Below are 25,876 nucleotides of genomic sequence, written 5' to 3'. Positions count from 1 at the left end.
CACCCATGTCTATTCGAGTGCCGACTTCGTCCAGCGACCGGGCTTCGCCCGAGGTCGAGACACATCATTCCGGATATCTGCTCGCCCGCATGCTGCTGGCCGGAGGCTTCGTCTTCAGGGGTCTCAGCAAGCTGTTCGACTTTGGCGGCGCAGTACAGGAAATGGCCCATAATGGATTGCCGCTACCGACCCTCATGGCGGCCGCCGTCATCGTGACGCAGCTGGGCGGATCAGCCCTGCTGGTCTGGCCACGGACGAGTTGGATCGGTGCGGGACTGCTCGCGGGATTTACCGCGATGGCGACCGTGGTTGCTCATGCCCCCTGGAATGATACGGGCCCGATCCCCCTGCCCCAGAGCGTGATCTTTCTCCAGAATGCCGGCCTGTTCGGGGGGCTTCTCCTCGCCTTGGCAATGGGAGGCGGACATCGTCAAATCCGCAGCCTGTTCGGATTGCTCCGTTCCCGGTGACCGGGAAGGGAGCAGCCTCGAACTTGCGTGAACCGACAAGGAGGGAAGAAAGCCATGGATGGCATCGTCACCGACCGCCCGGACCTGAACCGCTTCGAACTGGCGGTCGATGGAGGCTTGGCCCTGGCCTATTATCGGCTCGACGCAAACCGTGTCGTGCTGACCCACACGGAAGTACCGCAGGAGCTTTCAGGTCAGGGCATCGGCTCCAGGCTGGCGAAGGGGACCTTCGATCTCATCCGTGCCAGTGGGCGAAAGATCGTCCTCCGCTGCTCCTTCATGGCGGGTTGGGCCAGCAGGCATCCCGAATATGACGATATCATCGACGGCTGAAAGCAGGCTGGGAACCGCCCGCGCGCCCGCTGCGAACTGCCTGGCTATTCCGGAAGAGGAACGAATTCGCTCTCATCGGGCACATGCCCGAAACGCCCCTGCTTCCAATCTTCCTTGGCCTGCTCGATGCGCTCCTTGCTCGATGACACGAAGTTCCACCAGATGTAACGGGGACCTTCGAGCGCAGCGCCACCCAGGAACATCATTGTCGTCGGCTGGGTCGCGCGGACCGTGATCCGGTCGCCCGGCTTGAAGATCAACAGGCGCGGGCCTTCGAACAGGTCGCCCGCGATATCGATCTCGCCGCTGACGACATAGATCGCACGCTCCTCATGATCGGCGTCGAGCGGAACGCTCATGCCGTCATCGTCATATCAACGTCTCCGATGCCCTTCCGCAATGCGCGGCAGGTGAGGCTCACGGCGCCGATCATCTCCGTCCACGGCACCGCGACCTATGACTACGTCAAGGCCATGGGCGATGCGGCCGACAACATCATCCACGCCGAGTTCCTGATCGCCGAAGACCCGCTGCCACATCAGCGCGAGTTCGTGGACCTGTTCCAGAAGGAACACGGCCGGCTGCCGAAGCATTTCGAGGCCGCGGGCTGGGATGCCGTGATGTCGCTGGCGCAGGCGCTCAAGACAGCCGGGCCCGATGCCACGAACGAAGCCCTCTGCAGCGCAATGCGCCGTCCCTACCAGGGCGTCATGGCGAAATTCGACTTTTCTGCCCCGGATATGGGCGGGCTGACGCTCGCCAGCTTCAACTACTCGAAGCTGGTCAAGGGCAAGTTCACGCGCCTCGACTACTCCGCCGCCAAGTGACCGTGGAGGAGCAGGTGCCGAGCGCCTGCCTTCCCTACCGGACCTCTCATCATGTCAGCCAGTCTCGTCATGCAGGCGATCCTGTCCGGGATCACCAACGGCTTCGTCTATGCGCTGATCGGCATAGGCCTCGCCGTGATCTTCAAGGGCACCCAGATCATCAACGCGATGCAGGGCGAATTCGCCGTGATCGGCGCGATGGTCACCGTCTTCGCACTGGAGCCCGTCGGCCTGCCCTATGGCTTGTCGATCCTTCTGGGCGTCATCTCCGGTGCGGCCGTCGGTGTCATCATTGATCGCCTGTTCGTGCAGCCGATGATGCGCCAGCGCGCGGGCGAGGAAAGCTTCTTGCTGCTCACCATCGGCCTGGCGGTCACGCTGTCTGCCGCAGTGCTCTATCTCGCAGGCCGCAACTCCTATCTCCTGCCGAGCTGGGGCGAAGAAGGCGTCATCGAGATCCTCGATGCCTTCCTGCAGATCCAGGCTCTCTGGCTGATCGGTACGGCGATCATCGTGGTCGTCGGTCTGCGCCTCTTCTACGGCAGGACGCTGCTCGGGCTGTCGATGATGGCGGCGTCCATGGATCCCGACGGCGCCGCCACGAACGGCATCAATGTTCGCCGGATGCGCTCTCTGACCTTCCTGCTCGGCGGCACCGTCGGCGCGATCGCGGGCATCCTTGTCGCTCCCCTGGTTGCGGTGAACTACCACATGGGCATCGCCCTGACCCTCAAGGGCTTCGCAGCCGCCATCCTTGGAGGACTGAGCAACCCGCTCGGAGCGGTGCTGGGCGGCGTCACGCTTGGGCTGCTCGAATCCCTCGCCGTCGTCGGCTTTCCCTCCGGCTACAAGGACGTGATCGCGCTCGCGATGATGATCGTCATCATGATCGTCATGCCGAACGGCCTGCTCGGCCGTGTCGGGCGGATCGGAGGCTAGCGCCATGGATAACCTGCGCCGACCTCTCCTGCTTCTCCTGCTTGCCCTGGCCTGGGCCCTCGCGCCGCTCCTGCTGTCGCGGCACCTGATCGATCTCTTCGTGTTCGCCGGCCTGTTCACCATCGGCGGGCTCGGTGTCGGACTGCTGCTCGGTCAATGCGGCATCGTCAATCTGGCCCAGGCGCTGTTCTACGGCATCGGCGCATACAGCTCGGCCTATCTCACGGTTCAGCTCGGCTTGCCGACCCTGGCCGGGTTCCTGGCCGGCATGGTGGCAAGCGCCTTGATTGCCCTCGCCGTGGGCTGGCCGGTCCTGCGCCTGACCGGCTTCTTTCTCGCCCTGGCCACGCTTGCCCTCAGCCTCATCGGCAATGTCCTGTTCTTCGAATGGGACTGGCTGACCGGCGGCACGCTCGGCATTGGACATGCACCGTCTCAAGACTGCGATGTTCGTCATCTGCGCCATGCTCGGCTCGCTCGCCGGATCGCTCTTCGCGCACTACGTCTCCTATATCAGCGTGCAGAGCTTCACGGTCGAACGCTCGATCGCATTCCTCCTGATTCCGGTCGTCGCCGGCTCGACATCGGTCTGGGGGATCATCGCCGGCGCGCTGTTCGTCACATTCATCCCCGAGCTGCTCAGCGGTCTCGGCGACATTCACCAGGTTCTGTTCGGGCTGGCGCTGGTGCTGGTCGTCACCCTCTTGCCCGACGGGCTGATCGGAGGCGCAGATCGCCTCGCGCAACTCGTGAAACGGAGGATGGCGTGATGACTGCTGTCGCCGACCTGAAACGCCTCCCCTCGCGGCCGATCGACCTGCAAGCGACCCTGGAATTATCGGGCATCGCCCATAGTTTCGGCGGCTTCAAGGTGCTGTCCGATGTCAATTTCGCGGTCCCGCAGGGCCAGATCGTCGGGCTGATCGGGCCGAACGGGTCGGGAAAGAGCACCTGCTTCAATATCGTCTCCGGATTCCTGCGCCCCAAGGCCGGGCGGGTCCTGCTATCCGGGCGCGATATGGCTGCCGACAGCATCCAGGCGCGCACCCGTCATGGTCTGATGCGTACCTTCCAGACGCCGAAAGTATTCGAGCGCATGTCGGTGCTGGAAAATGTGATGGTGGGTCTGCACAAGGACGGCCGCAGCGGCATTCTGGCGAGCATGCTGCGCACGCCCACAGCGCGACGCGAGTTCGATCGGCTACGCAATACCGCCGAAGAGGCCTGTCGCAAGTTCGCGCTCGGCAAATTCCTGGATGCGCAGACCGGACGCCTGCCAGCCGGCCAGCGCCGCGTCGTCGAGCTTGCCCGCGCCTATGTCGGGGCGCCGCGACTGCTGCTGCTCGACGAGCCCTCCTCGGGCCTCAACACCGAGGAGATCGGGCAATTGCGCAGCTGGATCGCGATGCTCAACAGCGAGGGCATGACCATCCTGCTGGTCAGCCACGACATGGGCCTGATGACGATCGCCGACACCGTGCACGCTCTCTATTTCGGCGAGATCATCGCATCCGGGCCCATGGCTGCGATCCAGGCCGATCCCCGCGTGCGCGAAGCCTATCTGGGAGGCTGAGCCATGCTGCAGATCCAATCACTCCAGGCTGGTTACGGCGCCCTGCCCGTGCTGCATGGAATCGAGATGTCGGTCAGCCGGAACGAGGCTGTCGCGATCGTCGGCCCCAATGGCGCCGGCAAGACGACGCTGGTGCGAACCTTGTGCGGTCTGGTGAGACCGATGGCTGGTCGGGTTCTCAAGGATGGCGTCGAGTTAACCGACCTGCCGCCGCACCGCCGGGCCGAGCGCGGCATCGCGGTTGTGCTCGAAAACAGAAATCTCTTCGTCGAGTTGACCGTTCGCGACAATCTGCGCCTCGCTGAAAGCGCCGGCCGAAAGGCCTCCGGAGGTAGCCCGCGCTTCAGCCTCGAGGAGGTGCTGACGCTCTTTCCTGCCGTGCAGCAGCGCTATCACTCGTCAGTCGGGCTGCTCTCGGGCGGGCAGCAGCAAATGGTCGCCATTGCCCGCGCGCTTCTCCTGCAGCCAGACCTCCTGATCCTCGACGAACTCACGACGGGGCTCGCCCCGAAGATCGTCAAGGAGATCCTTGGCGTCCTGAACAACCTGCGGAGCCAGGGCATGGCGATCCTGCTGGTAGAACAGAGCATCACGATCGCCGCCGAAATGACGGACCGGGCCTATGTGCTCTCCGTCGGCAAGGTCGCGCAGGAGATCAGGCGCGGCGAATGGCAGGGCGTCCTCGCCGACGACAGTCTCATCAAGGCCTACCTGCACGGCTGAGTGCGCCGCAGAGCTTCACGACATCAAGTCAAGGAAACATCTCATGGAACTGGGACTTTCTGGGCGAACCGCTTTGGTGTGCGGAGCCAGTAAAGGCATTGGCAAGGGCATTGCACGAGCGCTGGCGCGAGAAGGCGTCAACGTGGCGCTGCTGGCGCGCGGACGAGAGGCTCTGGAGGAAGCCGCCGACGAGATCCGCAAGGAAACGTCGGTGACCGTGACCACCGTCTCGGCTGATATCACCCAGGCGGATTCAGTCGCATCCGCTGCGCAGACGCTTCGAGCCGTCCCCGGGTTCTCGACCCTCAACATCCTGATCAACAATGCAGGGGCTCCTGTCACGCGCAACGACAGGCAGGTGCTCTGGAACGATGACGAGTGGCGGGAGCTCATCGAGGTCAAGACGCTTGGCGCGCTGCGCGTCATTCGCGAATTTCTGCCGATGATGGCTCGCGACGGTACCGGGCGCGTCATCAACATCACCGGCTCATCGGGGATCGCGGTCTGGCGCCCTGCCATGCTGCACGGCTTGAACAATTCCGCGCTGATCCACACGACCGGCTATCTCGCCCAGGATCTCTGGAACGAGCGCATCACGGTCAATGCCATCGTGCCGGGATTGGTCGGCACCGAATTCCGGGAGGAATGGGCGGACGGCCTGGCCAAGCAGCAAGGCAAGACCCGCGAGCAGTTCCTCGCCGATTTCTGCCGCGAGCGCGGCATCTTCATGGAGCGTTGGGCCGAGGTCGACGAGGTTGCCGACCTGGCACTCTTCATCGCGTCCGATCGTGCCCGCTACATCAACGGCGCCAAGCTGAACATCGATGGTGGCTTCAGCGTCAACGCGCGCTGACGCCTGACAACACTCTCCACACCCGACCCGGCAACATACAGTCTCAGGAGTAGCAGCATGWGCCACCTCATTCGTCAGATGGGCTTCGTCGCCTTCACGACGCCCGATCCGGACGGGTCCGCGCAGGACCTCGCCGAACTCGTGGGTCTCAAGGTGACGGGCCGGCGCGGCGACACAGTGTTCCTGTCTTCGAATGAACGGCGCTGGGAGGTCGCGCTGACGCGAGGCGGCAGCCGCGCCACATTGGCGATCGGGCTCGAAGCATCCGACGCCGCAGCGGTCGACGAGATCGGGCGGCGGGTGCGCTCGGAAGGCCTGGAGATCCTGGACGACAGGCCGCTTCATGACGGCATCGAGCGCGCCATACGGTTCGCGACGCCATGGGGGCCGATCTTCGAGGTCCACACGCCCATCGCACGCGATCAGGCACAGCGCCATATCGGGCCTGGGGCGCGTGCCAAACGCATCGAGCACGTCAATCTCAAGGTTCCCGACCGGCTCGCCTTCAGTGACCTGTTGGTCAAGCTGCTCGGCATCGAGCTCTCGGATCGCACCGGCGGCGACGAATTCCGCTGGTTTCGGGCCGCCGACGGCTATCACCACACCGTAGCGCTTTGCCCCGGCGATGGCGATCTCCATCACTACGCCTTCGACTTCCACGCCCTCGAGGACCTCGCCGGCATCGCTGACGGGCTTGTCCTCAAGAACCGCTCGCTGCTGTGGGGGCCGGGGCGCCACGGCGCCGGTGGCAACGTCTTCCAGTATTACGTCGACCCCAATGGCTGCGTCGTCGAAATGTCGGTGGGGATGGACCGCATCGACAATGACCTGCTCTACGAACCGCGCAGCTGGACGATTTCACCGTCGCTTTCCGACCGCTGGATCAATCTCTGGGGCTCGCCGCCGCCGGCGAACTTCATCGATCCGGCGCTGGGCTTTGCAAGGTGCGCAGCCGCCGCCTACGCGGCATGACCCTCCGCACTCGCGAACGGCCCGCCGACAGGTGACCGCGGCGGGCCATCGCCAATCCGGACGCGGACCCCTGATCCTGACGGGCGCGCCGCGGCTCAACCGTCAGGGGAAAGCGATGCGAGCCACGCGCTGGCCGCTCGCTTCAACCAGACCTGTGAGCAGCGCCGGCCCAAGGAGCGGCCGATGGGGTCGTAGCAAAACCCTATGTCGGCAGCGATTTGCCGGCCTGCTCCTGCACGATGTACTCGGCATACCAGTCCGGCCAGTTCTCATCATGCTGGCCGCCGTTTCGCTTCTCGTGTTCGCCATGCGCGGCCGCCGCACGCCGGAGCGCGGCCGCGAGCTCCCTGGATGAGGCGAAGCGTGTATCACCCGCCTCGACCCGTCCGGGCAGACGCTGGGTGACCTCCTGCAGCAGCCATTCATTGCCGTCCGGGTCCTTGAACGAGAGCCACGACGCGTAGCTGCGCCGTGTCGGCTCGGGCCCGCTGCGACGGTCTCCCTGCTCGCCGTAATGGTAGATCTCGCCAACCTCGGCTCCGCGAGCGGCGAGTGCAGCGCGCGCCGCCACGATGTCGGAGACGATGAGATAGGGGGCCACGGTGTTGCCCTTGCCGAAGATGACAGAAGCGGGCGAGCCTGGAGGCGTGACCTGGATAACCCGGAAATTGTCGCCTGCAATGTCGGCATCAAGTCGCCAACCCAAGCCACCGTAGAAGCGCTTGGCGCGATCGACATCAGCAACGGGGATGCTGACGACCTCAAGCTTCAGGTCGGCCCCCAGGGCTCCGAGGCTCCGGTTTGCAGTCTCGCTGCGCAGTTGAGTATCGCTCATGTCGAACTCCTTCCATTCAGATGAGTGAGAGTTGCGACACACCTCCAATCGCCTGAAATGACGGAGATCCAGGCGATTGAAACATGTTTCGCACTTCGACCGACCGCCCGCCGGGGAGCTTACGCCGCTTCGGGCCGGACGCCATAGCGAGCAGCAGGTTCGGTGCGGGAAAGATTGGGCAGCAGCGCCTGCCGTCCTGCCTCAAAGGCATTCCAGTCAGCCACATCCGGCAGGGACGGCACGGTCACGAACTCACCCAGGTCCAGGCCGGCCAAGGCCGCGTCGACCATCGCCGCAGCCGTCATCACGATCTCGCTCGGCAGGTGCTCGACCGGCTTTCCGGCGATCTCCCAGAAGTCGGTGGCCGTCGCTCCCGGCAGCACGACGTGAACCCGCACGCCCTTGTCCGACAGTTCATGCTTCAAGGACTGGCTGAAGGCCAGGACGAAGGCCTTGGAGCCACCGTAGACGCCGTTCAGGCGCTCCGGCGCGACAGCGACGATCGAAGCGATATTGATGATCGTTCCGCCGCCGCGTTCGACGAATCCGGGCACCGCGGCGTAAGTCAGGCGCATCAAGGCGTTGACGTTCAGAGCAATCATGTCGCTCATCTTGTCGATGTCCGACTGCAGGAGCGGAGCCGTCGCACCGACACCGGCATTATTGACCAGCGTGGTGATCCGCCGATTGCCCCGCAGTTCCGCCTCGACCCTGGCGAGATCGTCGCGCTTGCCGAGATCGGCAGCGATGACCTCGACCTTGCGGCCCGTCTCGGCTGCAATCCTGTCGGCCAGCTTGCGCAGCCGTTCGGCATTGCGCGCCACGAGAATGAGATCGTGGCCACGTCGTGCGAGACGCTCGGCGTAGATCGCGCCAATACCGGACGAGGCGCCGGTCACCAGTGCGAAACCCTTGAATCCCTGGCTCATTGTTTCATCTCCATTGCCCCTGGCGGGGCTCCATGGCGAGGAAATCTAGGCCTGCTTGCCCATGTCTCAAATGTCAAATATACCACCTTTCAGGACATCAAGGACCTGATCGGAGCGTGCCATGCATCGGATCGGTTTCGTCGTTTCGCCAGGCTTCCAGCTGATGAGTTTCGCTGCGCTCTCGGCTTTCGAGTTCGCCAATCTCTCGGTCCCCACCACCCCCTTCTATGACGTCCGGGTGATGTCGCAGAGCGGAGGAGCGGTGAAGAGCTCACTCGGCCTGATGCTGCAGACCGAGCCCTTCGACGATACGCCCTATGACACGATGATCTTCGGTGGCGATCTGGCGGGATCGGAGGTGTCGGCTGCGATGATCGATTTCGTGCGCCGGGCGGCGACCAAGGCACGCCGGGTCGCTTCGATCTGCACCGGAGCCTTCGTTCTGGCTCAGGCCGGCCTGCTCGACGGACGCCAGGCGACAACCCATTGGGGAAGCGCCCGGGATCTCGCCGCGCGCTATCCCCGGATCAAGGTCGATCCCGACCGTATCTTCATCGTCGATGGTCCGATCTGGACATCAGCTGGCGCAAGCGCCGGCATCGATCTCGCCCTCGGCATGATCGAGAAGGACCTCGGCCCCGAAGTTGCACGCATGACGGCACGAAAACTGGTTGTCTATCACCGGCGCGCGGGAGGCCAGTCGCAGCATTCCGCCTTGCTCGACATGGACGCCAAGTCGGACCGCGTTCAGTCGGCACTCGACTATGCCAGGAGCAATCTCCAGTCGCGCTTGAGCGTCGAGGATCTCGCTGACGCCGCCAGGCTCAGCCCCCGCCAGTTCAGCCGCGCCTTCCGCGCGGAGACCGGCCAGTCGCCGGCCAAGGCGGTCGAGAACCTGCGGGTCGAAGCCGCACGCCTGTTGATGGAGCAGACCGGCCACCCCGTCGAGGCCATCGCCGAGCAAACCGGTTTCGCCGACCGGGAGCGGATGCGGCGTGCCTTCCTGAGAAGCTATGGCCAGCCGCCACAGGCCATCCGGCGCAATGCACGCGCATCAGGCTAGCCCGGCGCCCGAAGCCATCCCGGCCATCCGTGCTATGATCGGACGACGTCGGGTTGAGAGCGAGACTCTCGCTCCCGGCCATGATCCTCATCGCGTATCGGCTGGCGGACGAGCCCGCAGGCGTTCCGGCTTCGCCTTCAGGCCCCGCGCTCAGGTGGTCATCCGTCTGAGCCCGTTCAATCGCGAGTTGTTCAACCGAGGGAGTTGCGAAGATGAAGATCCTGATGGTGCTGACGTCACATGATCAGCTTGGCGATACCGGCAAGCTGACCGGCTTCTGGCTCGAGGAATTCGCGGCGCCCTACTACGTCTTCAAGGACGCTGGCGCCGAGATCACACTTGCCTCGCCCAAAGGCGGCCAGCCACCGATCGACCCCAAGAGCGATGAGCCCGGCAACCAGGCCGACGCAATGACGCGGTTCAAGAAGGATCCGGCTGCGCAGCGGGTCCTGGCAAACACCGTCAAGCTCAGCGACGTGACGGCAGACAGCTACGACGCCGTCTTCTATCCCGGTGGTCATGGCCCGTTATGGGACCTTGCCGAGGATCCGGCTTCGATTGCGCTGATCGAGGCGTTCTACAATGCCGGCAAGCCCGTAGCCGCCGTCTGTCACGCGCCGGGCGTACTGCACCGGGTAACCTCGCAGGGGCAGCCGATCGTCAAGGGCAAGCGCGTCACGGGCTTCACCAACTCCGAGGAGGAGGCCGTCCAGCTCGCCAACGTCGTGCCATTCCTCGTCGAGGATGAACTGAAGCGCCTCGGGGGACGCTATGAAAGAGCAGCCGACTGGCAGAGCTTCGCGATCGTCGATGGCCGCCTGATCACCGGCCAGAACCCCGCTTCGTCGACCGCCGCTGCGCAGGAACTCGTCAAGCTCCTGCGCTAGGCTCTTCGGCGGCAGACCATTGCGAGCATCGAGCACTCGGCATTCTCGGCGGCGGAAACCACCCGTCCCCCAGAAATCGGCAGCCAAAGCTTGCATTTTCACGCCCAGCGACGATGGTGGCGCCTTGGCTGGGGGACGCAGTGGCATTTCGCTTTCTTCATACCGCCGACTGGCAGATCGGTAAGCCGTTCTCCAACATTGTCGGCGATCCCGGGGCGGAACTGCGATCACAGCGGATCAAGACCGTCGAGACGATTGCCAGCCTGGCGCATGAGCGACAGGTCGACGCCGTGCTGGTTGCAGGCGATGCCTTCGACAGCAACTCGGTCTCGGACCGGACCATCGTGCGCACGCTCGAAGCCCTCGCCGCCTTCAAGGGACAATGGATATTCCTGCCCGGAAACCATGACGCGGCCTTGGCCCACAGTGTCTGGACACGGATCCAGGCCATGGGCCCGGCGGCGAATGTCATCATCGCCGACAAGCCGGAACCGCTCGATCTCTGGAGCGGTCGGGCTGTCGTTCTGCCCGCCCCGTTGCGCCGCCGACGAGAGGCGCTCGACCAGACCACCTGGTTCGTCGATGCGCCATCCGGGGACGGCGCATGCCGCATTGGCCTGGCCCATGGCAGCGTTGCCAATCGACTGCCGGGCGCCGCGGAATCGTCGAACGAAATCCCCGAGGATCGATCAGAGACCGCCAACCTTTGCTATCTGGCACTCGGCGACTGGCATGGGGCTTTGAAGATCGCCCAGCGGACCTATTATTCCGGGACGCCTGAACCTGACCGCCACAAGGCCAATGACGCCGGGTCGGTCTACATCGTCGACATCCCCGGACCGCGAGCATCGGAGATCGTCGAGACCGTCGCTGTCGGGCACTTTCGCTGGAACAAGGTCGCGGTCGAACTCATCGATGGCACATGCGATCGCGCCATCGAAACGCTCAGTGATCTCGCCGCGAGCCATCGCCATCAGGTGGTCTCGCTCTCGCTGGCAGGCAGTGTCAGCTTTGCCGAGCGCCGGCGCCTCGAAAGCGAGCTTCGCTCCTGGGAGGCCCGCCTTCACCATCTCGAGATCGATGACAGCGCGTTGGTCGATGAGCCAACCTCCGATGATCTCGATGCGCTCGACAAATCCGGTTTCGTTCGTGCCGCGGTCGAGCGACTGCGCGCGAAGGCAACCAATGACGGTGATCCGGAGGCCGGCGCTGCGCGCATGGCGCTTCGCATGATGTATCTCGACCATTTCTCCAAGGGCGCTTGAGCCATGTTCCTTCGCCGCCTGGAGATCGAGGATTTCCGGAAGCTCCGATCCGTCGTCATCGACGATCTCCAGAATGGCCTCAACGTCATCTCGGGTGACAACGAAGCTGGCAAGTCGACCATTCTCGCAGCACTGCGAGCCGCCTTCTTCGAGCGTCACCGCGTCGGAGGCGAAGCCGCGCAGGCGATGCTGCCCTACAACCAGAATGTCCGTCCCCAGGTCAAAGTCGACTTCGAGCTCGATGGGCAGGCCTGGTCGCTTCGCAAGGCCTTTTGCCAGAAGCCCGAGGCCGAGCTGATCGGAGCCAACGAGCGTCATATCGGCGACGCAGCCGATGATCGCCTGGCGGAGTTGTTCGGGTTTACCCCGCCTGGCCGCGGTGGTTCCAAGCCGCAGGATCACCAGGGCATATTCGGGCTTCTCTGGGTCGAGCAAGGGCTCTCACATCAGGCGCTTGGTGTCGGCGCCGGCCGGGACTCGCTTTCCTCAGCACTTGAATCCGAAGTCGGCCAGGTCATCGGCGGAGAACGCGGAAGAGCCCTGATTGCAGCAGCCGAGGCGCGGCGCAGCACCTACTGGGACAAACGCTACAAGCCGCGCGGTGACTACAAGGCGCTGCTCGACGATGTCGAAGCCCTCTCCGCTCGTCGCGAAGAGATGTCCTCTCGCCTCGCGGCCCATGACAGCAAGGTCGGCGACCTCGCAAGGAAGCGCGAGATTGTCGCGCGCTATCACAACGACGCCTCTCTCGAGAAAGCCTTGTCCGCCCTCGCCTCTGCGCAGGAGGCGATGGTACAGGCCGAGATGCTAGAGACGATCGTTGTTAACGCCGGCCGTGACGCCACACGCTGCAAGGCTGAGACCGAGGCAGCCACAGAACGGCTCGCCGCGCGGCAGGCGCTCGTGAAATCGTCGGATGCCGCACGGGCGTCGCTGGCCCAGGCCACTCACGATGCCGAGGATGCCAAGAGCGTCGTAAGCCGGCTCGAGCGAGCGACCGCCACGACCTCTGCGAGGCTCGCACAAGCGCGGGCTGCGCGGAGCGTTGCGGACGAAGCGCTCGCCGCGGTCCAGCGGGCCATTGACCACGGCCGCGCGCTGCATCTCCTCGCCCGCTTGGAGCTAGATCTCAAGAGTGCCGAAGAAGCTGACGGCAAGCGCATGACCGCTTTGGCCGCAGCTGCAGCCATCACCGTCACGAAGCCCGAGGTCGACACGCTGGAGCGCGCCGGCGAACAGCTCGCGAAAGCCAGGGCCCGGCTCGAGGCGGCGAGCGTCCGGATCGAATTCAAGCCGAACGCGCAACAGAACGTCTCGTCAGACGGCAAGGCAATCTTGCTCAGTGAGCCCCTGCTCCTCGCAAGAGACGCGACGATCGAGCTCGAAGGGTTCGGCCAGTTGGTCGTCCATCCAGGGGGCGGCGTCGGGGATCTCGCGCGAGCCTTTGGTGAATCCGAACGCGCCTTCCAAAGCGAGCTGCGCAAGACCGGCTGCGCCAGCTTCGAGGCGGCAAGATCGCAAGTGCTGCAAAAGGGCGAAGCGATCGCCGAAGCAGAGCTGCAAAGGAAGCTGATCAGCGCCACCGCTCCCAGGGGGCTCGAAGTCCTTCGGCAGGAGACCCAGAACCAGCGCGCGCTCGCCGCCCAGTCCGCTGCGCGGGAGATCGACGCAAAGGAAGCGTCAGAGGAGAGCCGCGCCGGGGCAGTCGAGGCCCAACGCATCGCCCTCCACGACGAGAAGGCCGCCGAAGACGCCGCGGCGCAGCATCGCGCCCAGCATGAGAAGGCCACGCTTGACGCAGCGGTCTGGAACGAGCGCCTGAATGCCGCAATCACGAGCGCCAGCGAGAAGGGGCGTGACCTCATCGAGGCCCGCTCGAAGATCGCGGATGCCGAGCTGCAGGCCAGTTTTGATGCCGCCCAATCGGCCCATATGACGGCCAAGGAGGCTGAGCAGGCCGCCATTCGCGCGCTGGAGCGGGCGAACCCCGAAGCCGCCTCGCTGGCCCTCTCCAGGGCCGGGAACGCAGCTGAGAATATCCGCGCCGATCTTGAGAGGACGGCCCGCGAGGCTCGTGATCTCGAGATCGAACTTCGGGCGCTTGGTCGTGATGGATTGGGCGAGCAGCTCTCCGAGATCGAAGGCCAGATCGCGCTCAGGCAAAGGCAGCTCGCGACGACCAAGGCTCAGGCCGATGGCGCCCGGCTTCTCTACGAGACATTGGCGGAAGCGCAGCGCGAGTCCAAGGACCGCTGGCTCGGCCCGGTACGCGAACGGGTTGCTCCGTATCTGCGCCTGCTCCATCCCGACAGCCAGATCGTGCTCAACGAGGACACGCTCGAGATCGAGCACTTCGTCCGCGCTGGTGTCGAAGAGCCCTTCAGACAGCTCAGCATGGGCGCCAGAGAGCAGACAGCGGTGATCACGCGCCTGGCACTGGCGGACATCCTGCGAGGCTTTGGCCAGCCATCGATCGTCATCCTCGACKACGCACTGGTGAACACCGACGAAGAGCGTCTCGACCGGATGCACCTCGTCTTGAACAAAGCTGCCGGTTCCCTGCAGATCCTCATCCTGACCTGTCGAGAGAAGGATTTCATCCAGCTCGGCGCTCCGATCAGGCGCATTTAGCCTCACCCGCGAGGGTAAGGACCAGGGCCGGAGTTGCCGTGTTGCTGCCAAGGCTTATCTACGTCCCATGACCGCCATCCCCTTCGACAATTCCTACGTCCGCTTCCCCGAGCGCTTCTTCGCGCGGGTAACCCCCAGCGCGGTCCGTTCGCCGCGTCTGCTGCGGTTGAACACGGCGCTCGCCGAGCAGCTCGGTCTCGATCCGGTCTGGCTGGCGGGGCCCGACGGCACCGAGATGCTTGTAGGCAACCGTGTTGCCGAAGGGGCCGAGCCCATCGCCACGGCCTATGCAGGTCACCAGTTCGGCGGGTTCAGCCCGCAGCTCGGCGACGGACGCGCCGTCCTGCTCGGAGAGGTGATCGATCKCGAGGGCAGGCGCCGCGACATCCAGCTCAAGGGTGCAGGGCTGACACCGTTCTCGCGTCGGGGCGATGGGCGGGCCGCACTGGGGCCGGTGCTGCGGGAATACATCGTCAGCGAGGCGATGGCTGCATTGGGCGTTCCGACGACACGGGCGCTCGCCGCCGTGACGACAGGCGAAACGGTCAGGCGCGAGACGCTGCTCCCCGGAGCTGTGCTGACCCGCGTCGCCTCCAGCCATATCAGGATCGGGACATTCCAGTTCTTCGCGGCCCGCAGTGATGTCGAGGGCCTGCGCCTCCTCGCCGACCACGTCATCGCCCGGCACTATCCTGACGTCAGCGCCAGCGCAGCACCCTATCTGGCCCTGCTGGAGGCTGTCATTGCCGTGCAGGCGGCGCTTGTCGCCCGCTGGATGCAAATCGGGTTCATCCACGGCGTGATGAACACCGACAACATGTCGGTTGCGGGTGAGACGCTGGATTATGGGCCGTGCGCCTTCATGGATGCCTACGACTCGGGTACGGTGTTCAGCGCCATCGACGAGCGCGGGCGTTACGCCTATGGCAACCAGCCGCCCGTCGCACGTTGGAACCTGACGCGGTTCGCCGAAGCGCTGCTCCCGCTGCTGGCCGATGACCAGGACCAGGCGGTCAAGCTCGCGCAGGAGGTGCTGGACCGCTTCGATGAGCTGTTCCAGACCGCATTGATCGACGGTTTCCGCCGCAAGCTTGGGCTCTTCGCCGATGAAGCGGATGATGTCGTGCTTATCAAGGCCCTGCTCGACACGATGCAGCGCGGCCAGGCCGATTTCACACTCGTGTTCCGGCGGTTGAGCACGGATGGAACGGGCCCTGCCGAAGGGAGCGCTTGCCGCGACCTGTTCGGCAATCCCGCGGAGTTCGACGACTGGGAGAGCACGTGGCGGCAACGGCTGGCGCGCGAGGCCATATCGCCCGCGGAGCGGGTGAAGGCGATGCGCGCCGTCAATCCGCTGTTCATCCCACGCAACCATCGCGTCGAGGCCGCAATCGAGGCGGCCGTGGAGCAGCAAGATCTCGCTCCCTTCGAGGAATTGCTGGCGGTTCTGGCAAATCCCTATGACGAGCAGCCAGGTCGGGGGGACTACGCCCGCCCCCCGGCGGCTCATGAGCGTGTGCTCGCAACCTTCTGCGGAACCTGAACTCAGCGGGCCTCGATCCGAGCCGGTGTCGGATCGCGAGGCTCGCTGAGAGGCTGCGTGCGCCGGTCTCGCCCTATCGYATCGCCCTAAAGCCGCCTACTCCTAGTAAACTGGCCGGACATTTCGGGTATCCTCCTGTGGCGACRCTAGATGAATTCTCYGACCGCCATCATGTGGTCGTGATCGGCGCCGGGTTCGGCGGGCTCGAGGCGGTCCATCGCCTCGCCGGTGCGCCTGTTCGGATCACCATCGTTGACCGGCGCAATCACCACCTGTTTCAGCCGCTTCTATACCAGGTCGCCACCGCCTCGCTTGCAACATCGGAAATCGCCTGGCCGATCCGGCATCTCCTGCGCAAGCGCCCGGAAATCACGACGCTGCTGGCCGGCGTCAACGACATCGACCCCGAGGCCAGGCGCGTTATCCTCGATGACGGATCCACGCTTGCCTATGACAGCCTGATCGTGGCGACCGGCGCGCGGCATGCCTATTTCGGGCATGACGACTGGGAGCCCTTCGCGCCCGGACTCAAGACCCTCGAGGACGCTACGACGATCAGGCGGCGCATTCTCCTCGCCTTCGAGAAGGCAGAACGGGAAACGGATGCGCTGAAACAGGCCGCACTGCTCACCTTCGTGATCATCGGAGCCGGCCCCACCGGCGTTGAGCTGGCGGGCACGATCGCCRAACTGGCGCGCTCCACCCTTCCCGAAGATTTCCGCAACATCGATACCCGCAGGGCGCGCGTGGTGCTGATCGAAGCGGCTCCGCGCGTGCTTGGCGGCTTCGCGCCCGACCTGTCCGCCTATGCCCATCGCGCCCTCGAAGGACTCGGCGTCGAGATCTTCCTCGGCCAGGCAGTGTCGCAATGCACGGCCGAGGGTGTGGTCTATGGCGACACGACGCTTGCCGCGGCGACGATCATCTGGGCTGCCGGCGTACAAGCCTCCCCCGCAGCCGGCTGGCTGGATGCTCCCGCTGACAGAGCCGGACGGGTCAAGGTCGAGGCCGATCTCACGGTACCGGGCAGACCCGAGATTTTCGTCATTGGCGACACGGCAAGCGTCGCTGCGCCCGATGGAAGCCCTGTTCCCGGCATCGCGCCCGCAGCCAAGCAGCAGGGAAAATACGTCGCAACGGCAATCCGCCTCAGGCTTCGCGGGGAGGGCGTGCTACCCGCCTTTCGCTACAAGCATTCGGGCAGTCTGGCGACGATCGGGAAGCGGCTTGCGGTGATCGATTTCGGCTTCTTCAAGCTGCGCGGCGCGCTGGCCTGGTGGCTATGGGGCCTCGCTCATATCTATTTCCTGATCGGCGTCCGCAATCGGGTGAGCGTGGCATTGAGCTGGCTGTGGGTTCACGCGCGCGACCAGAGAAGCTCGCGGCTGATCACGCAGGGGCGCGAAAACGAAAGCCGACCGAAGCGACGATAGACCGTCCCTGGCGAAGAGCCTCACCGCGGCCGGCAGACCGCGCCGGCGCCCCGAGCCCCCCTTACTTCGTCCAGCGCTTGTCCCCGATCCGGGCACCGAAGTGATGGGCGAACAGGAGCAGCGCATCGACAACCGACTGGTCGCCGCCGCCCTCGAAGGCAAACAACGGGTAGGAAACGCTGATGGCGATGTTCATGCCCTTATGCGGGTCCTCGAAAGCAACGGAGATGGCTTTCACGCCGTCGAAAAGCTCCTGATTTGAGATCGCATAGCCGCGCAATCGCGACATCGCGACCTCGCGCAACAGATCGTCGATCGAAACCAGGGTCTGCTTCGTCACCGGATCGAGCGCTGCAGCAAAGAGACTGCGTATCTCGGCATCCGGTTTGACGGCGAGGAGCGCCTTCCCCATCGCGGCGGCATGCGCGGGCAGCCTGTGGCCAGGCTCGACCGTGAACTGGATCGGCTGCGAGCCCCGCGCCGTCTTGAGGACGACGACCTCGGTGCCGGAGAGCACGCCCAGCCATACCGTGTGCTCGGTCTGGCGGGCGAGCTCCTCCATTTCCTTCTGCGCCTGTTCCACCAGATCGAAATTCCGGTGAAAGCTGGCAGCCAGCTGCACAGCCAGGATCCCCGCCCTGTAGCGCTGCGTCGCGGGATCCTGCTCGATCAGCCCCCCGCTCGCTAGCGAAGCCAGCAGGCGCGAGGCGCTGCTGCGCGTGACTTTCAAGTGGCGGCTGGTTTCGCCAACCCGCAGCTCGCCTCCCGAATTGACGAGCAATTGCAGCGCACTAACGGCCTTTTCAATCGACTTCATGAGCGCTCGCTTGGCGGCTTGACGCCGCGCAGATGTCCTGCGTACGATAAATAATCAACATGTTGCGTAATAAGCAACACTTTTTCCGACTGTCAAGAGGAGACACCCATGCGGGGCACCGGCGGCGCGCTACTTTACGAAACCCTGAAGAGCTACGGGGTGACCTGCCTGTTCGGCATGGAGGATCCGATCCATGTGTTCCACGCCGTCGACCGCGCATTCACGCGGATCGTCACGGTGCGCGACGAGAAGCATGCGGCCATCATGGCGCATGGCTATGCCCAGGTAACCGGCCGGCCAGGCGTGTGCGCCGCCACCTTCGGGCCGGGCGCGACCAATCTGATCACGGGCCTGCTGGAGGCGCAGCGCTCCTCCGTGCCGGTGATCGCGCTCGTCCAGGACCACCCGCTGCGGCTCAAGAACAAGAACGCCAGCAGCGCGCTCGATCATGCGGTTGCTCTTGCGCCCTATGTGAAGGACGTGACGCGCATCGATGCACCGGAGCAGGCGGCCGACGCAGTGCGCAAGGCCTTCCGGATCGCGACATCGGGGCGGCCGGGCCCTGTGGTCCTGCTTTGCCCTGGCGATGTCATGGCCGCCGAAGCCGAAGCCCAGACCTGGGCTGACCAACCCTACACGCATTTCCCGGCCAACCGGGTCCGGGCGAGCCGCGAATCCATCGAGAAGGCGGCAGAGCTCCTCGCGACGGCCCAGCGGCCACTCCTGATCGCGGGCGGCGGATCGATCATCTCCGGCGCCGAAGAGGAAATCCGGATGCTGGCGGAACTGTTCGACATCCCCGTCGCGACAACCATGACCGGGCGCGGAGCCATTGCCGATGCGCACCCGCTCGCCGCGGGCCCGCTCGGCTCCACCACGGGCGGACGCTATGGTCGCGGGCAGATCTCCAACACGCTGTTCGCCGAGGCCGACGTCGTCTTCGTGCTCGGCTCGCGCACCGGCCAGATCTGCTACAGCGACTGGTCGCTGCCCAAGCCTGAAACCAAGCTGATCCATCTCGATATCGACCCGGCCGAGATCGGCCGCAATTTCGCAACCGACATCGCCATGGTCGGCGATGTCCGCGATACCCTGCGCGACCTGATGGCCTATTGCGCCGATCGCGGCCTGGCCCGAACCAACCCGGAGACCAGGGCGCGGATCGACCAGCTGACGGAGAACTGGAGGGCCGAGTTCCGGCCGGTCGCGGAGTCGGCGCAGACACCGATCCGGCCCGAACGCCTGCTGGCCGAAATCTCGGCACAGGTCGATGAACGGACCCTCATCGTTACGGATGCCAGCTACATCACCGGCTGGGCCATGAGCCATATCGATGTGCCAGGCTCGGGGCGCTTCATCCTCTCGCCGCGTGGAACCGGTGGAATCGGCTGGAGCCTGCCCGCCGCAATCGGCGCCAAGATGGCCGACCCATCGCTCAAGGTCGTCTGCGTGACCGGCGACGGCGCCTTTGGCTACGTCATCAATGAGCTCGAAACAGCCGCCCGCTACGGCGTCGATATCCTCGTCGTCGTGTTCAACAACGGCACCCTCGGCTTCCAGCGGCATTGGGAGCAGAAGGTGATGGGCCGCTATCTCGAATGCGACTTCCTCGACATCGACTATTCGGAAGTCGGTCGGGCCCTGAAGTGCCGCGGTGAGCGCGTTACGGCCCCGGAGGCGATCGCTGCGGCCCTGGCTGGGGGGGTTGCTGCCGACGGCCCCTTCGTCATCGACGTCGTCATCGATCCCAACGCCACGGCACCGATCGTCGGCTTCGAGACCATTCTCGCCCGCGACGCGGTCCATTGATGCGGTCGATCACCTCACGAGAGCCGATCTGTTCAACAGCGCCATACAAAAGGGGAAGAGCATGCTGAGAACCATCGCCAACGCACTTGCGTCGGCCGCTGTCGCGGCGGTCGTCGCGCTGTCTGCATCCGGAGCCTCCGCAGGCCCCACGCTCGATCGGATCATTTCCGAGAAGAAGCTGGTCGTCGGAGTAGCCCCCTGGAACAAGTTCGTTCTGCTGAATCCGAAGACGAGCCAGTACGAAGGCCTCATCGTCGACGACATTCGCAATCTCGAGGCGATGACCGGGATCAAGGTCGAGCTCGTCAACACGACCTGGAGCGGCCTCGTGGCCGGGCTCCAGGCCGGCAAATGGGACGTCATCATGAGCGGGCTCGGAGCGACACCCGAGCGTGCGACGGCCGTCGCGTTTGGAGAGGCCTTCGGCTATCTCTCGTCCACCGCCATGGTGCGCGCCGATAGCCCGGTGCGGACCTTCGCGGACCTGGACAAGGAGGGCAATGTCCTCTCCGTGGTCTCGGGCACCGCTGCCCAGCAATATGCCCAGCGCACCTTCAAGAAGGCGAAGGTCACGCCCCTTTCCGATACGGGAGCGGCGGTGCTCGAGGTCATGCAAGGGCGGTCGACGGCCTATATCGGCGATTCCGTCTCGAATGAGTTGCGCGCTCAGGAGCGCCCGACCGAGCTGCGCAATATCAAGTTCGCCAGCGATCAGACGGAATGGACCAGCATGAACCACGCTGTCCGGTATGCCGATCTCGACCTTCTGGTCTTCCTCGACACCTATGTCCGCTCCATGAAGCTGCGGGGCTGGTACCGCACTCTCGCCGAGAAGTGGAACCTGCCGCCTGAACTGGCTGTCGGGCCGCGCTAGCCGACGAACCAGGCAAGGGACGGACGCCCGTCGCATATCCGCCCCCTGTCACGTCTCTGCTCCGGAAAATGCTGGTCGAATGAGATCATGAATTACACATTTCAATTCGGCGTTCTGACCGAATACGGGCCCTATCTCGCGGGCGGACTCTGGCACGCGTGGTGGACGAGTTTTCCCAGCATCATCATCACGACCATTCTCGGCGTCGTACTGGCGGCGATGAGCATGTCGCGGCGCTGGTTGCTGCGCGGCGCCTCGGTGGTTTTCGTCGACCTGTTCCGCACGCTTCCGGTCGTGGTCCTGCTGATCTGGATCCACTATGTCATGCCGATCCTGACAGGGGGTTCGTTTTCTCCGACCGTGAGCTCGATCATCGCACTGTCCCTGAACGGGGCTGCGCTTGCCTGTGAAGCGTTTCGCGGCGGCCTTGAGGCGATCCCGGCCACGCAAACCCAGGCTGCACAATCGCTTGGGTTCTCACGCTGGAAAGTGATGCGTTACATCACGCTGCCTCAGGCTTTCTTTGCGACCCTGCCGTCCCTCACCAATGTCCACATCACAGTCATCAAGAACGTCACCGTAACAGTACTGATCGCAGTGCCCGAGGTGATGTTCCGGGCTCAGGAACTGACGGTCCAATTCTTCCGCCCGCTTGAGTTCTATACTGGCGCAGCCGTTCTGTATGTGGCGCTTATCTGGGGATACGCCCTGCTCATGCGGATGCTCGAAAGGCTTCAAAAATGGCAACCGATCTGATGACGGGCGCGACGGCAGCCTCGGCTCAGGCCTTCATCCGTATTCGCGACGTTCACAAATCCTATGGCGCCGTCAGCGTGCTCAACGGCATTTCGCTCGACGTCGCACAGGGCGAAGTGCTGGTGCTCTGCGGCCCCAGCGGTTGCGGCAAGAGCACGCTCCTGCGCTGCATCAACGGCCTCGAGACGATCAATCGCGGCGACATCTCCGTGGGCGGGCGCAATGTCGAAACGGCCAACCCCGATACGTTGCAGAAAATTCGCCTGTCGACGGGCTTCGTCTTCCAGAACTTCAATCTGTTCCCGCATATGACGGCGCTCGAGAACATCACCATCGCGCCGATGAAGATCCTCGGGACGCCGCCCCGCATGGCAACAGAACAGGGCAGAAAGCTGCTCGAACAGGTCGGCATGGCGGAGAAGGCGAGTGTCTATCCGTTCCAGCTCTCCGGTGGGCAGCGTCAACGCGTGGCGATCGCCCGGGCACTGGCGATGAACCCCACCCTGATGCTGTTCGACGAGCCGACATCGGCGCTCGATCCCGAGATGCGCGAAGAGGTTCTCCAGGTCATTTCGTGTGCCGGCGCGCCGCCACACGAGTCCCTGCAATGATCCAACCGAACTACATCGGCGGAGAGTGGCGTCACGCAAGTGAAGCGATCGCCAACATCAATCCGTCGAACACCAATGACATCGTCGCCCATTACGCGCAGGCCACTCATGCCGACGTGCAGGACGCCATCGACGCAGCTGCGACAGCCTTCCCGGCCTGGTCGCGCTCATCGATCCAGCTCCGGCACGATATCCTGAAGGGTATTGGCGACGAGATCCTCGCTCGCAAGGACGAACTCGGGATGCTGCTTTCCCGCGAGGAGGGCAAGGTGCTGGCGGACGGCATCGGTGAGGTCGTGCGGGCCGGGCAGATCTTCCACTTCTTTGCCGGTGAGTGCCTGCGCCTGGCAGGCGACAGGTTGGCCTCGATGCGTCCCGGCGTCGAGGTCGACATTACCCGGRAGCCTGTCGGCGTCGTCGGGCTGATCACGCCCTGGAACTTTCCGATCGCGATTCCTGCCTGGAAGATCGCGCCTGCCCTCGCCTACGGCAACTGCATCGTCCTCAAACCGGCCGAACTGGTGCCGGGCTCCGCGCATGCGCTGGCTGACATCCTTGCCAGAGCCGGCCTTCCGGCCGGCGTCTTCAACCTCGTGATGGGATCGGGATCTGTCGTCGGCGAAGCGATCCTGCGCAGCGATAACGTGGACGCAATCTCCTTCACCGGCTCTGTCACCACGGGCCGCAAGGTCGCAGAGGCCTGTGTCGCATCCGACCGGATGAAGAAGATGCAGCTCGAAATGGGCGGCAAGAACCCGCTTGTCGTGCTCGACGATGCCGATATCGAACTGGCGGTTGGGTGTGCGCTCAATAGCGCCTTCTACCAGACCGGGCAGCGTTGCACCGCAGCGTCCCGGCTGATCGTCACCGACAAGATCCATGACAGCTTCGTAGAGCGCCTGATCGATGCCATGCACGGGCTCGTCGTCGACGATGCGCTCAAGCCGGAAGCAAGCATCGGACCCGTGGTCGACCAGAGGCAGCTCGATCAGGACCTGCGCTATCTCCGCCTTGGTCAGGAGGAAGGCGGCCGGCTTGCGTGCGGCGGTGAGGTTCTCGCGCGGGCCACGCCAGGATTCTATCTATCGCCGGCGCTGTTCACCGAGATCGACCAGACCATGCGGATCGCCCGCGAGGAGGTCTTCGGGCCAGTCGCAGCAGTCATCCGCGTCAAGGACTATGACGCCGCGCTTGCCGCCGCCAACGATACAAGGTTCGGCCTCTCGGCCGGCATCTGCACGACGAGCCTCAAATATGCGAGCCACTTCAAACGCAACGCAGAGGCCGGAACGGTCATGGTCAATCTTCCGACCGCCGGCACGGATTACCACGCGCCCTTCGGTGGCCGCAAAGGTTCGTCCTACGGCCCCCGGGAACAGGGCCGCTACGCGCAGGAATTCTACACGACCGTGAAGACCGCCTACACGCTTCCGGCCTAGCCGCCGGAGGGTGGAGAATCGGCTGGCCGAATCACGGGCATTTTTCCGAAGTCCACTGCGCCGGGATGGCCGACGTCCGGCGCAGGCCGCGACGGGGGCATCGTCAGCACGCCGGTGCGAGCCATTCAGTCTCGACATGGCCTTCGGCTGGTCCCTGCCCGCACCTCGGTTTCGGGGCAGGTCTATCGTTGTGCCCTCTGCCAATTCTTGGTGCCCGCCCCAAACCTTCTCCAAAGCCATGTCATGAAGCCGCGTTGCTTGCTGCGGCTGCGGCCTAATCCACGCCGATACGCTTCGTTGCACGAACGCCCGCACGATCGGCGCATGCAGCATTGGCCATTCTGCAGCGCCCAGTTGACGCTTTCGCTGGCCCATGCCTTGCTGACGGCTGCTTGAGGGAAAAGCAGGGGGCGCAAGACCCCCGGAACATTATCAMCGGCCTGTCGGCGGAGGGTATTTATGAACGAACACGACCTGCGAGGTTTGATCGCGGATGTGAAGGAAGGTGGCCTGTCGCGGCGCTCCTTCGTGCAGAAGATGGTGGCGCTGGGACTGAGCGCACCGATCGCAACCCAGATGTTGGCCTGGAACGGCGTCGCGATGGCCCAGTCGGCCGACGACTACAAGCCGACCAAGGCCGGTGGCGGCGGGCCGCTGAAGATCCTGCTCTGGCAGGCACCGACCCTGCTGAACCCGCATTTCGCCAGCGGCACCAAGGACCAGATCGCCTCGCGCGTTTTCTTCGAGCCGCTCGCCGGCTGGGACAAGGACGGCAATCTCGTTCCCCAACTCGCCGCCGAGATCCCGACCAAGGCCAATGGCGGAGTGTCTGCCGACGGCAAGGAAGTGATCTGGAAGCTGAAGCAGGGCGTCAAATGGCATGACGGCAAGCCGTTCACCGCGGATGACGTCGTCTTCACCTGGGAATATGCCGCCGATCCGGCCACCGCCGCCTATACGACCGGCGCCTACAAGGACATCAAGGTCGAGAAGATCGACTCCCACACCGTCAAGATCATCTTCAAGGATCCGACGCCGTTCTGGGCCGATGCCTTCGTCGGCGTCGCCGGCATGATCATCCCGAAGCACCATTTCGGCGAGTACAAGGGCGCCAAGTCGCGCGAAGCCCCGGCCAATCTGAAGCCCGTTGGCACCGGCCCCTACAAGTTCGTCGAGTTCAAGCCCGGCGACCTGCTCACGGGCGAACGAAACCCCGATTATCACGTCAAGAACAAGCCGCATTTCGACACGMTCGARGTCAARGGCGGCGGYGACGCRGTCTCGGCGGCGCGYGCCGTGCTGCAGACCGGCGARTWCGACTATGCCTGGAACATGCWGGTCGAGGACGAGATCCTCAAGCGCATGGAGACCGGCGGGCGCGGGCGCGTGSTGGYGGTTCCTRGYGGCRAYRTCGAGTTCATCATCCTCAACMCSACGGAYCCGTGGACMGAGGTCGAYGGCGARCGTTCGAGCGTCAAGACCAAGCATCCGACGCTCAGCGATCCGGCGGTGCGCCAGGCGATCAACCTCCTGATCGACCGCGACTCGATCCAGAAGTTCATCTATGGCCGCGGCGGCACGGCGACGGCGAGCTTCGTCAACGAGCCGAAGCAGTTCAAGTCGCCGAAGCTGAAGTATGAATTCAGCGTCGACAAGGCCAACAAGATCCTCGACGACGCCGGCTGGAAGAAGGGCGCCGACGGTATCCGCGAGAAGGATGGCAAGAAGCTCAAATACGTCTTCCAGACCTCGATCAACGCGCCGCGCCAGAAGACCCAGGCGATCATCAAGCAGGCCTGCCAGCGTGCCGGCATCGATCTCGAGCTGAAGTCGGTGACCGCGTCCGTGTTCTTCTCCTCGGACGTCTCCAATCCCGACACCTACACCAAGCTCTACTGCGACATGGAGATGTACACCACGACGCAGCCGCAGCCGGATCCGGAGCGCTTCCTGAACCAGTTCGTGTCCTGGGAAATCGCCAACAAGGAGAACAAGTGGCTCGGCCGCAACGTCTCGCGCTATGGCAGCAAGGAAGCGGATGAGGCCTACAAGGCTGCGCAGAAGGAGTTCGACCCTGTGAAGCGCGCCGCGCTGCTGATCAAGGTCAACGAGATCTTCTGCGAGGCCAACATCAYCCTGCCGCTCCTGTCGCGCACGATCGTAGGCGCGTCGGCGAACAACCTCGTGCCCGATATTTCGGGCTGGGAAGTCACGACCTGGAACCTTGCGAGCTGGTACCGCACCTAGCCGTCCAGCGCTCCGGGACCGAATCTGGTCCGGACCGAATCTGGTCC

At 64.3% G+C, this 25,876-nt stretch carries 24 protein-coding genes and 2 pseudogenes; 22 read left to right on the top strand and 4 right to left on the bottom strand.

Annotated features, from left to right (window positions below):
* The first annotated feature begins 5 nt into the window (after positions 1-5).
* Both AC1D34_RS17280 and AC1D34_RS17275 read left to right on the top strand, forming a co-directional pair.
* The gene (locus tag AC1D34_RS17280; protein WP_476824824.1) at positions 6-470 is read left to right on the top strand and encodes a DoxX family protein; all 465 of its coding nucleotides are present in this window, start codon (positions 6-8) and stop codon (positions 468-470) included.
* Between the two features lie 54 nt (positions 471-524).
* Positions 525-803 carry a GNAT family N-acetyltransferase gene (locus tag AC1D34_RS17275; RefSeq protein ID WP_476824823.1) on the top strand — a complete coding sequence of 93 codons (279 nt, stop codon included), beginning with the start codon at positions 525-527 and terminating at the stop codon, positions 801-803.
* A 44-nt stretch (positions 804-847) separates the two neighbouring features.
* On the opposite strand, the pseudogene AC1D34_RS17270 reads toward AC1D34_RS17275, so the two are convergent.
* Positions 848-1,165 (bottom strand): annotated as a pseudogene (locus tag AC1D34_RS17270) (pirin-like C-terminal cupin domain-containing protein); the annotation flags it as partial.
* On the opposite strand from AC1D34_RS17270, the gene AC1D34_RS17265 reads away from it, so the two are divergent.
* The 8 genes and pseudogenes from AC1D34_RS17265 (at position 1,136) to AC1D34_RS17230 (ending at position 6,690) form a co-directional block, all read left to right on the top strand.
* Positions 1,136-1,630: an ABC transporter substrate-binding protein gene (locus AC1D34_RS17265; protein ID WP_476824822.1), complete on the top strand. Its 495-nt coding sequence runs from the start codon at positions 1,136-1,138 to the stop codon at positions 1,628-1,630. The pseudogene AC1D34_RS17270 and the gene AC1D34_RS17265 sit on opposite strands and share 30 nt — an antisense overlap.
* A gap of 51 nt (positions 1,631-1,681) precedes the next feature.
* Positions 1,682-2,569 (top strand): branched-chain amino acid ABC transporter permease, encoded by an 888-nt coding sequence (locus AC1D34_RS17260; protein ID WP_441508052.1) that lies wholly within the window; start codon positions 1,682-1,684, stop codon positions 2,567-2,569.
* Between the two features lie 4 nt (positions 2,570-2,573).
* Positions 2,574-2,927 (top strand): annotated as a pseudogene (locus AC1D34_RS17255) (ABC transporter permease subunit); the annotation flags it as partial.
* A 67-nt stretch (positions 2,928-2,994) separates the two neighbouring features.
* Complete coding sequence (locus AC1D34_RS17250) at positions 2,995-3,339, top strand: ABC transporter permease subunit (protein WP_476824830.1); 345 nt, start codon at positions 2,995-2,997, stop codon at positions 3,337-3,339.
* Positions 3,339-4,142, top strand: a complete 804-nt coding sequence (locus tag AC1D34_RS17245) for an ABC transporter ATP-binding protein (RefSeq protein WP_441508050.1) — start codon at positions 3,339-3,341, stop codon at positions 4,140-4,142. Before AC1D34_RS17250 ends, AC1D34_RS17245 begins: the two co-directional genes overlap by 1 nt.
* A gap of 3 nt (positions 4,143-4,145) precedes the next feature.
* Positions 4,146-4,865: an ABC transporter ATP-binding protein gene (locus AC1D34_RS17240; RefSeq protein ID WP_441508049.1), complete on the top strand. Its 720-nt coding sequence runs from the start codon at positions 4,146-4,148 to the stop codon at positions 4,863-4,865.
* A gap of 43 nt (positions 4,866-4,908) precedes the next feature.
* A complete protein-coding gene (locus tag AC1D34_RS17235; RefSeq protein WP_441489947.1) occupies positions 4,909-5,718 on the top strand; it encodes an SDR family NAD(P)-dependent oxidoreductase in 810 nt (269 codons plus the stop codon).
* Positions 5,719-5,775: 57 nt separating this feature from the next.
* Positions 5,776-6,690, top strand: a complete 915-nt coding sequence (locus AC1D34_RS17230; RefSeq protein WP_476824821.1) for a VOC family protein — start codon at positions 5,776-5,778, stop codon at positions 6,688-6,690.
* Between the two features lie 202 nt (positions 6,691-6,892).
* On the opposite strand, the gene AC1D34_RS17225 is transcribed toward AC1D34_RS17230, so the two are convergent.
* Together AC1D34_RS17225 and AC1D34_RS17220 are read right to left on the bottom strand one after the other, a co-directional pair.
* Positions 6,893-7,525, bottom strand: coding sequence for a VOC family protein (locus AC1D34_RS17225; protein ID WP_441508047.1), 633 nt, complete (start codon positions 7,523-7,525; stop codon positions 6,893-6,895).
* Between the two features lie 119 nt (positions 7,526-7,644).
* Complete coding sequence (locus AC1D34_RS17220; RefSeq protein WP_441508046.1) at positions 7,645-8,454, bottom strand: SDR family NAD(P)-dependent oxidoreductase; 810 nt, start codon at positions 8,452-8,454, stop codon at positions 7,645-7,647.
* A 121-nt stretch (positions 8,455-8,575) separates the two neighbouring features.
* Between AC1D34_RS17220 and AC1D34_RS17215 the strand changes: the two genes are divergently transcribed.
* The 6 genes from AC1D34_RS17215 to AC1D34_RS17190 all read left to right on the top strand — a co-directional run bounded on the left by AC1D34_RS17215 (position 8,576) and on the right by AC1D34_RS17190 (position 17,276).
* Entirely contained in the window at positions 8,576-9,517 is a 942-nt protein-coding gene (locus tag AC1D34_RS17215; RefSeq protein ID WP_441508045.1) for a GlxA family transcriptional regulator, read from the top strand.
* 212 nt (positions 9,518-9,729) lie between these two features.
* Positions 9,730-10,404 (top strand): type 1 glutamine amidotransferase domain-containing protein, encoded by a 675-nt coding sequence (locus tag AC1D34_RS17210; protein ID WP_441508044.1) that lies wholly within the window; start codon positions 9,730-9,732, stop codon positions 10,402-10,404.
* 140 nt (positions 10,405-10,544) lie between these two features.
* A complete protein-coding gene (locus tag AC1D34_RS17205) occupies positions 10,545-11,669 on the top strand; it encodes a metallophosphoesterase family protein (RefSeq protein ID WP_441508043.1) in 1,125 nt (374 codons plus the stop codon).
* A 3-nt stretch (positions 11,670-11,672) separates the two neighbouring features.
* Positions 11,673-14,300, top strand: coding sequence for an AAA family ATPase (locus AC1D34_RS17200; protein WP_476824820.1), 2,628 nt, complete (start codon positions 11,673-11,675; stop codon positions 14,298-14,300).
* A 67-nt stretch (positions 14,301-14,367) separates the two neighbouring features.
* The gene (locus tag AC1D34_RS17195; RefSeq protein WP_476824819.1) at positions 14,368-15,843 is read left to right on the top strand and encodes a protein adenylyltransferase SelO; all 1,476 of its coding nucleotides are present in this window, start codon (positions 14,368-14,370) and stop codon (positions 15,841-15,843) included.
* 179 nt (positions 15,844-16,022) lie between these two features.
* Positions 16,023-17,276, top strand: a complete 1,254-nt coding sequence (locus AC1D34_RS17190) for an NAD(P)/FAD-dependent oxidoreductase (RefSeq protein WP_476824818.1) — start codon at positions 16,023-16,025, stop codon at positions 17,274-17,276.
* Between the two features lie 61 nt (positions 17,277-17,337).
* Here AC1D34_RS17190 and AC1D34_RS17185 read toward each other — a convergent pair whose 3' ends face one another.
* Positions 17,338-18,093: an IclR family transcriptional regulator gene (locus tag AC1D34_RS17185; RefSeq protein ID WP_441508039.1), complete on the bottom strand. Its 756-nt coding sequence runs from the start codon at positions 18,091-18,093 to the stop codon at positions 17,338-17,340.
* A 108-nt stretch (positions 18,094-18,201) separates the two neighbouring features.
* Here AC1D34_RS17185 and AC1D34_RS17180 point away from each other — a divergent pair, with 108 nt between their 5' ends.
* The 6 genes from AC1D34_RS17180 (at position 18,202) to AC1D34_RS17155 (ending at position 25,829) form a co-directional block, all read left to right on the top strand.
* Positions 18,202-19,902 (top strand): thiamine pyrophosphate-binding protein, encoded by a 1,701-nt coding sequence (locus tag AC1D34_RS17180; protein ID WP_441508038.1) that lies wholly within the window; start codon positions 18,202-18,204, stop codon positions 19,900-19,902.
* A gap of 61 nt (positions 19,903-19,963) precedes the next feature.
* Entirely contained in the window at positions 19,964-20,776 is an 813-nt protein-coding gene (locus AC1D34_RS17175) for a transporter substrate-binding domain-containing protein (RefSeq protein WP_113511165.1), read from the top strand.
* Positions 20,777-20,863: 87 nt separating this feature from the next.
* Positions 20,864-21,532, top strand: coding sequence for an amino acid ABC transporter permease (locus AC1D34_RS17170; RefSeq protein WP_476824817.1), 669 nt, complete (start codon positions 20,864-20,866; stop codon positions 21,530-21,532).
* Positions 21,517-22,143: an amino acid ABC transporter ATP-binding protein gene (locus tag AC1D34_RS17165; protein ID WP_476824816.1), complete on the top strand. Its 627-nt coding sequence runs from the start codon at positions 21,517-21,519 to the stop codon at positions 22,141-22,143. The genes AC1D34_RS17170 and AC1D34_RS17165 overlap by 16 nt, the downstream gene beginning before the upstream one ends.
* Positions 22,140-23,582 (top strand): aldehyde dehydrogenase family protein, encoded by a 1,443-nt coding sequence (locus AC1D34_RS17160; protein WP_476824815.1) that lies wholly within the window; start codon positions 22,140-22,142, stop codon positions 23,580-23,582. The genes AC1D34_RS17165 and AC1D34_RS17160 overlap by 4 nt, the downstream gene beginning before the upstream one ends.
* Positions 23,583-24,041: 459 nt before the next feature.
* Complete coding sequence (locus tag AC1D34_RS17155; RefSeq protein ID WP_476824814.1) at positions 24,042-25,829, top strand: peptide ABC transporter substrate-binding protein; 1,788 nt, start codon at positions 24,042-24,044, stop codon at positions 25,827-25,829.
* Positions 25,830-25,876 lie beyond the last annotated feature (47 nt).

Source organism: Allobosea sp. P1_A7, assembly GCF_056406775.1.
Note: the sequence above shows the minus strand (reverse complement) of the source record. Positions and strands in the feature narration are given on the sequence as shown.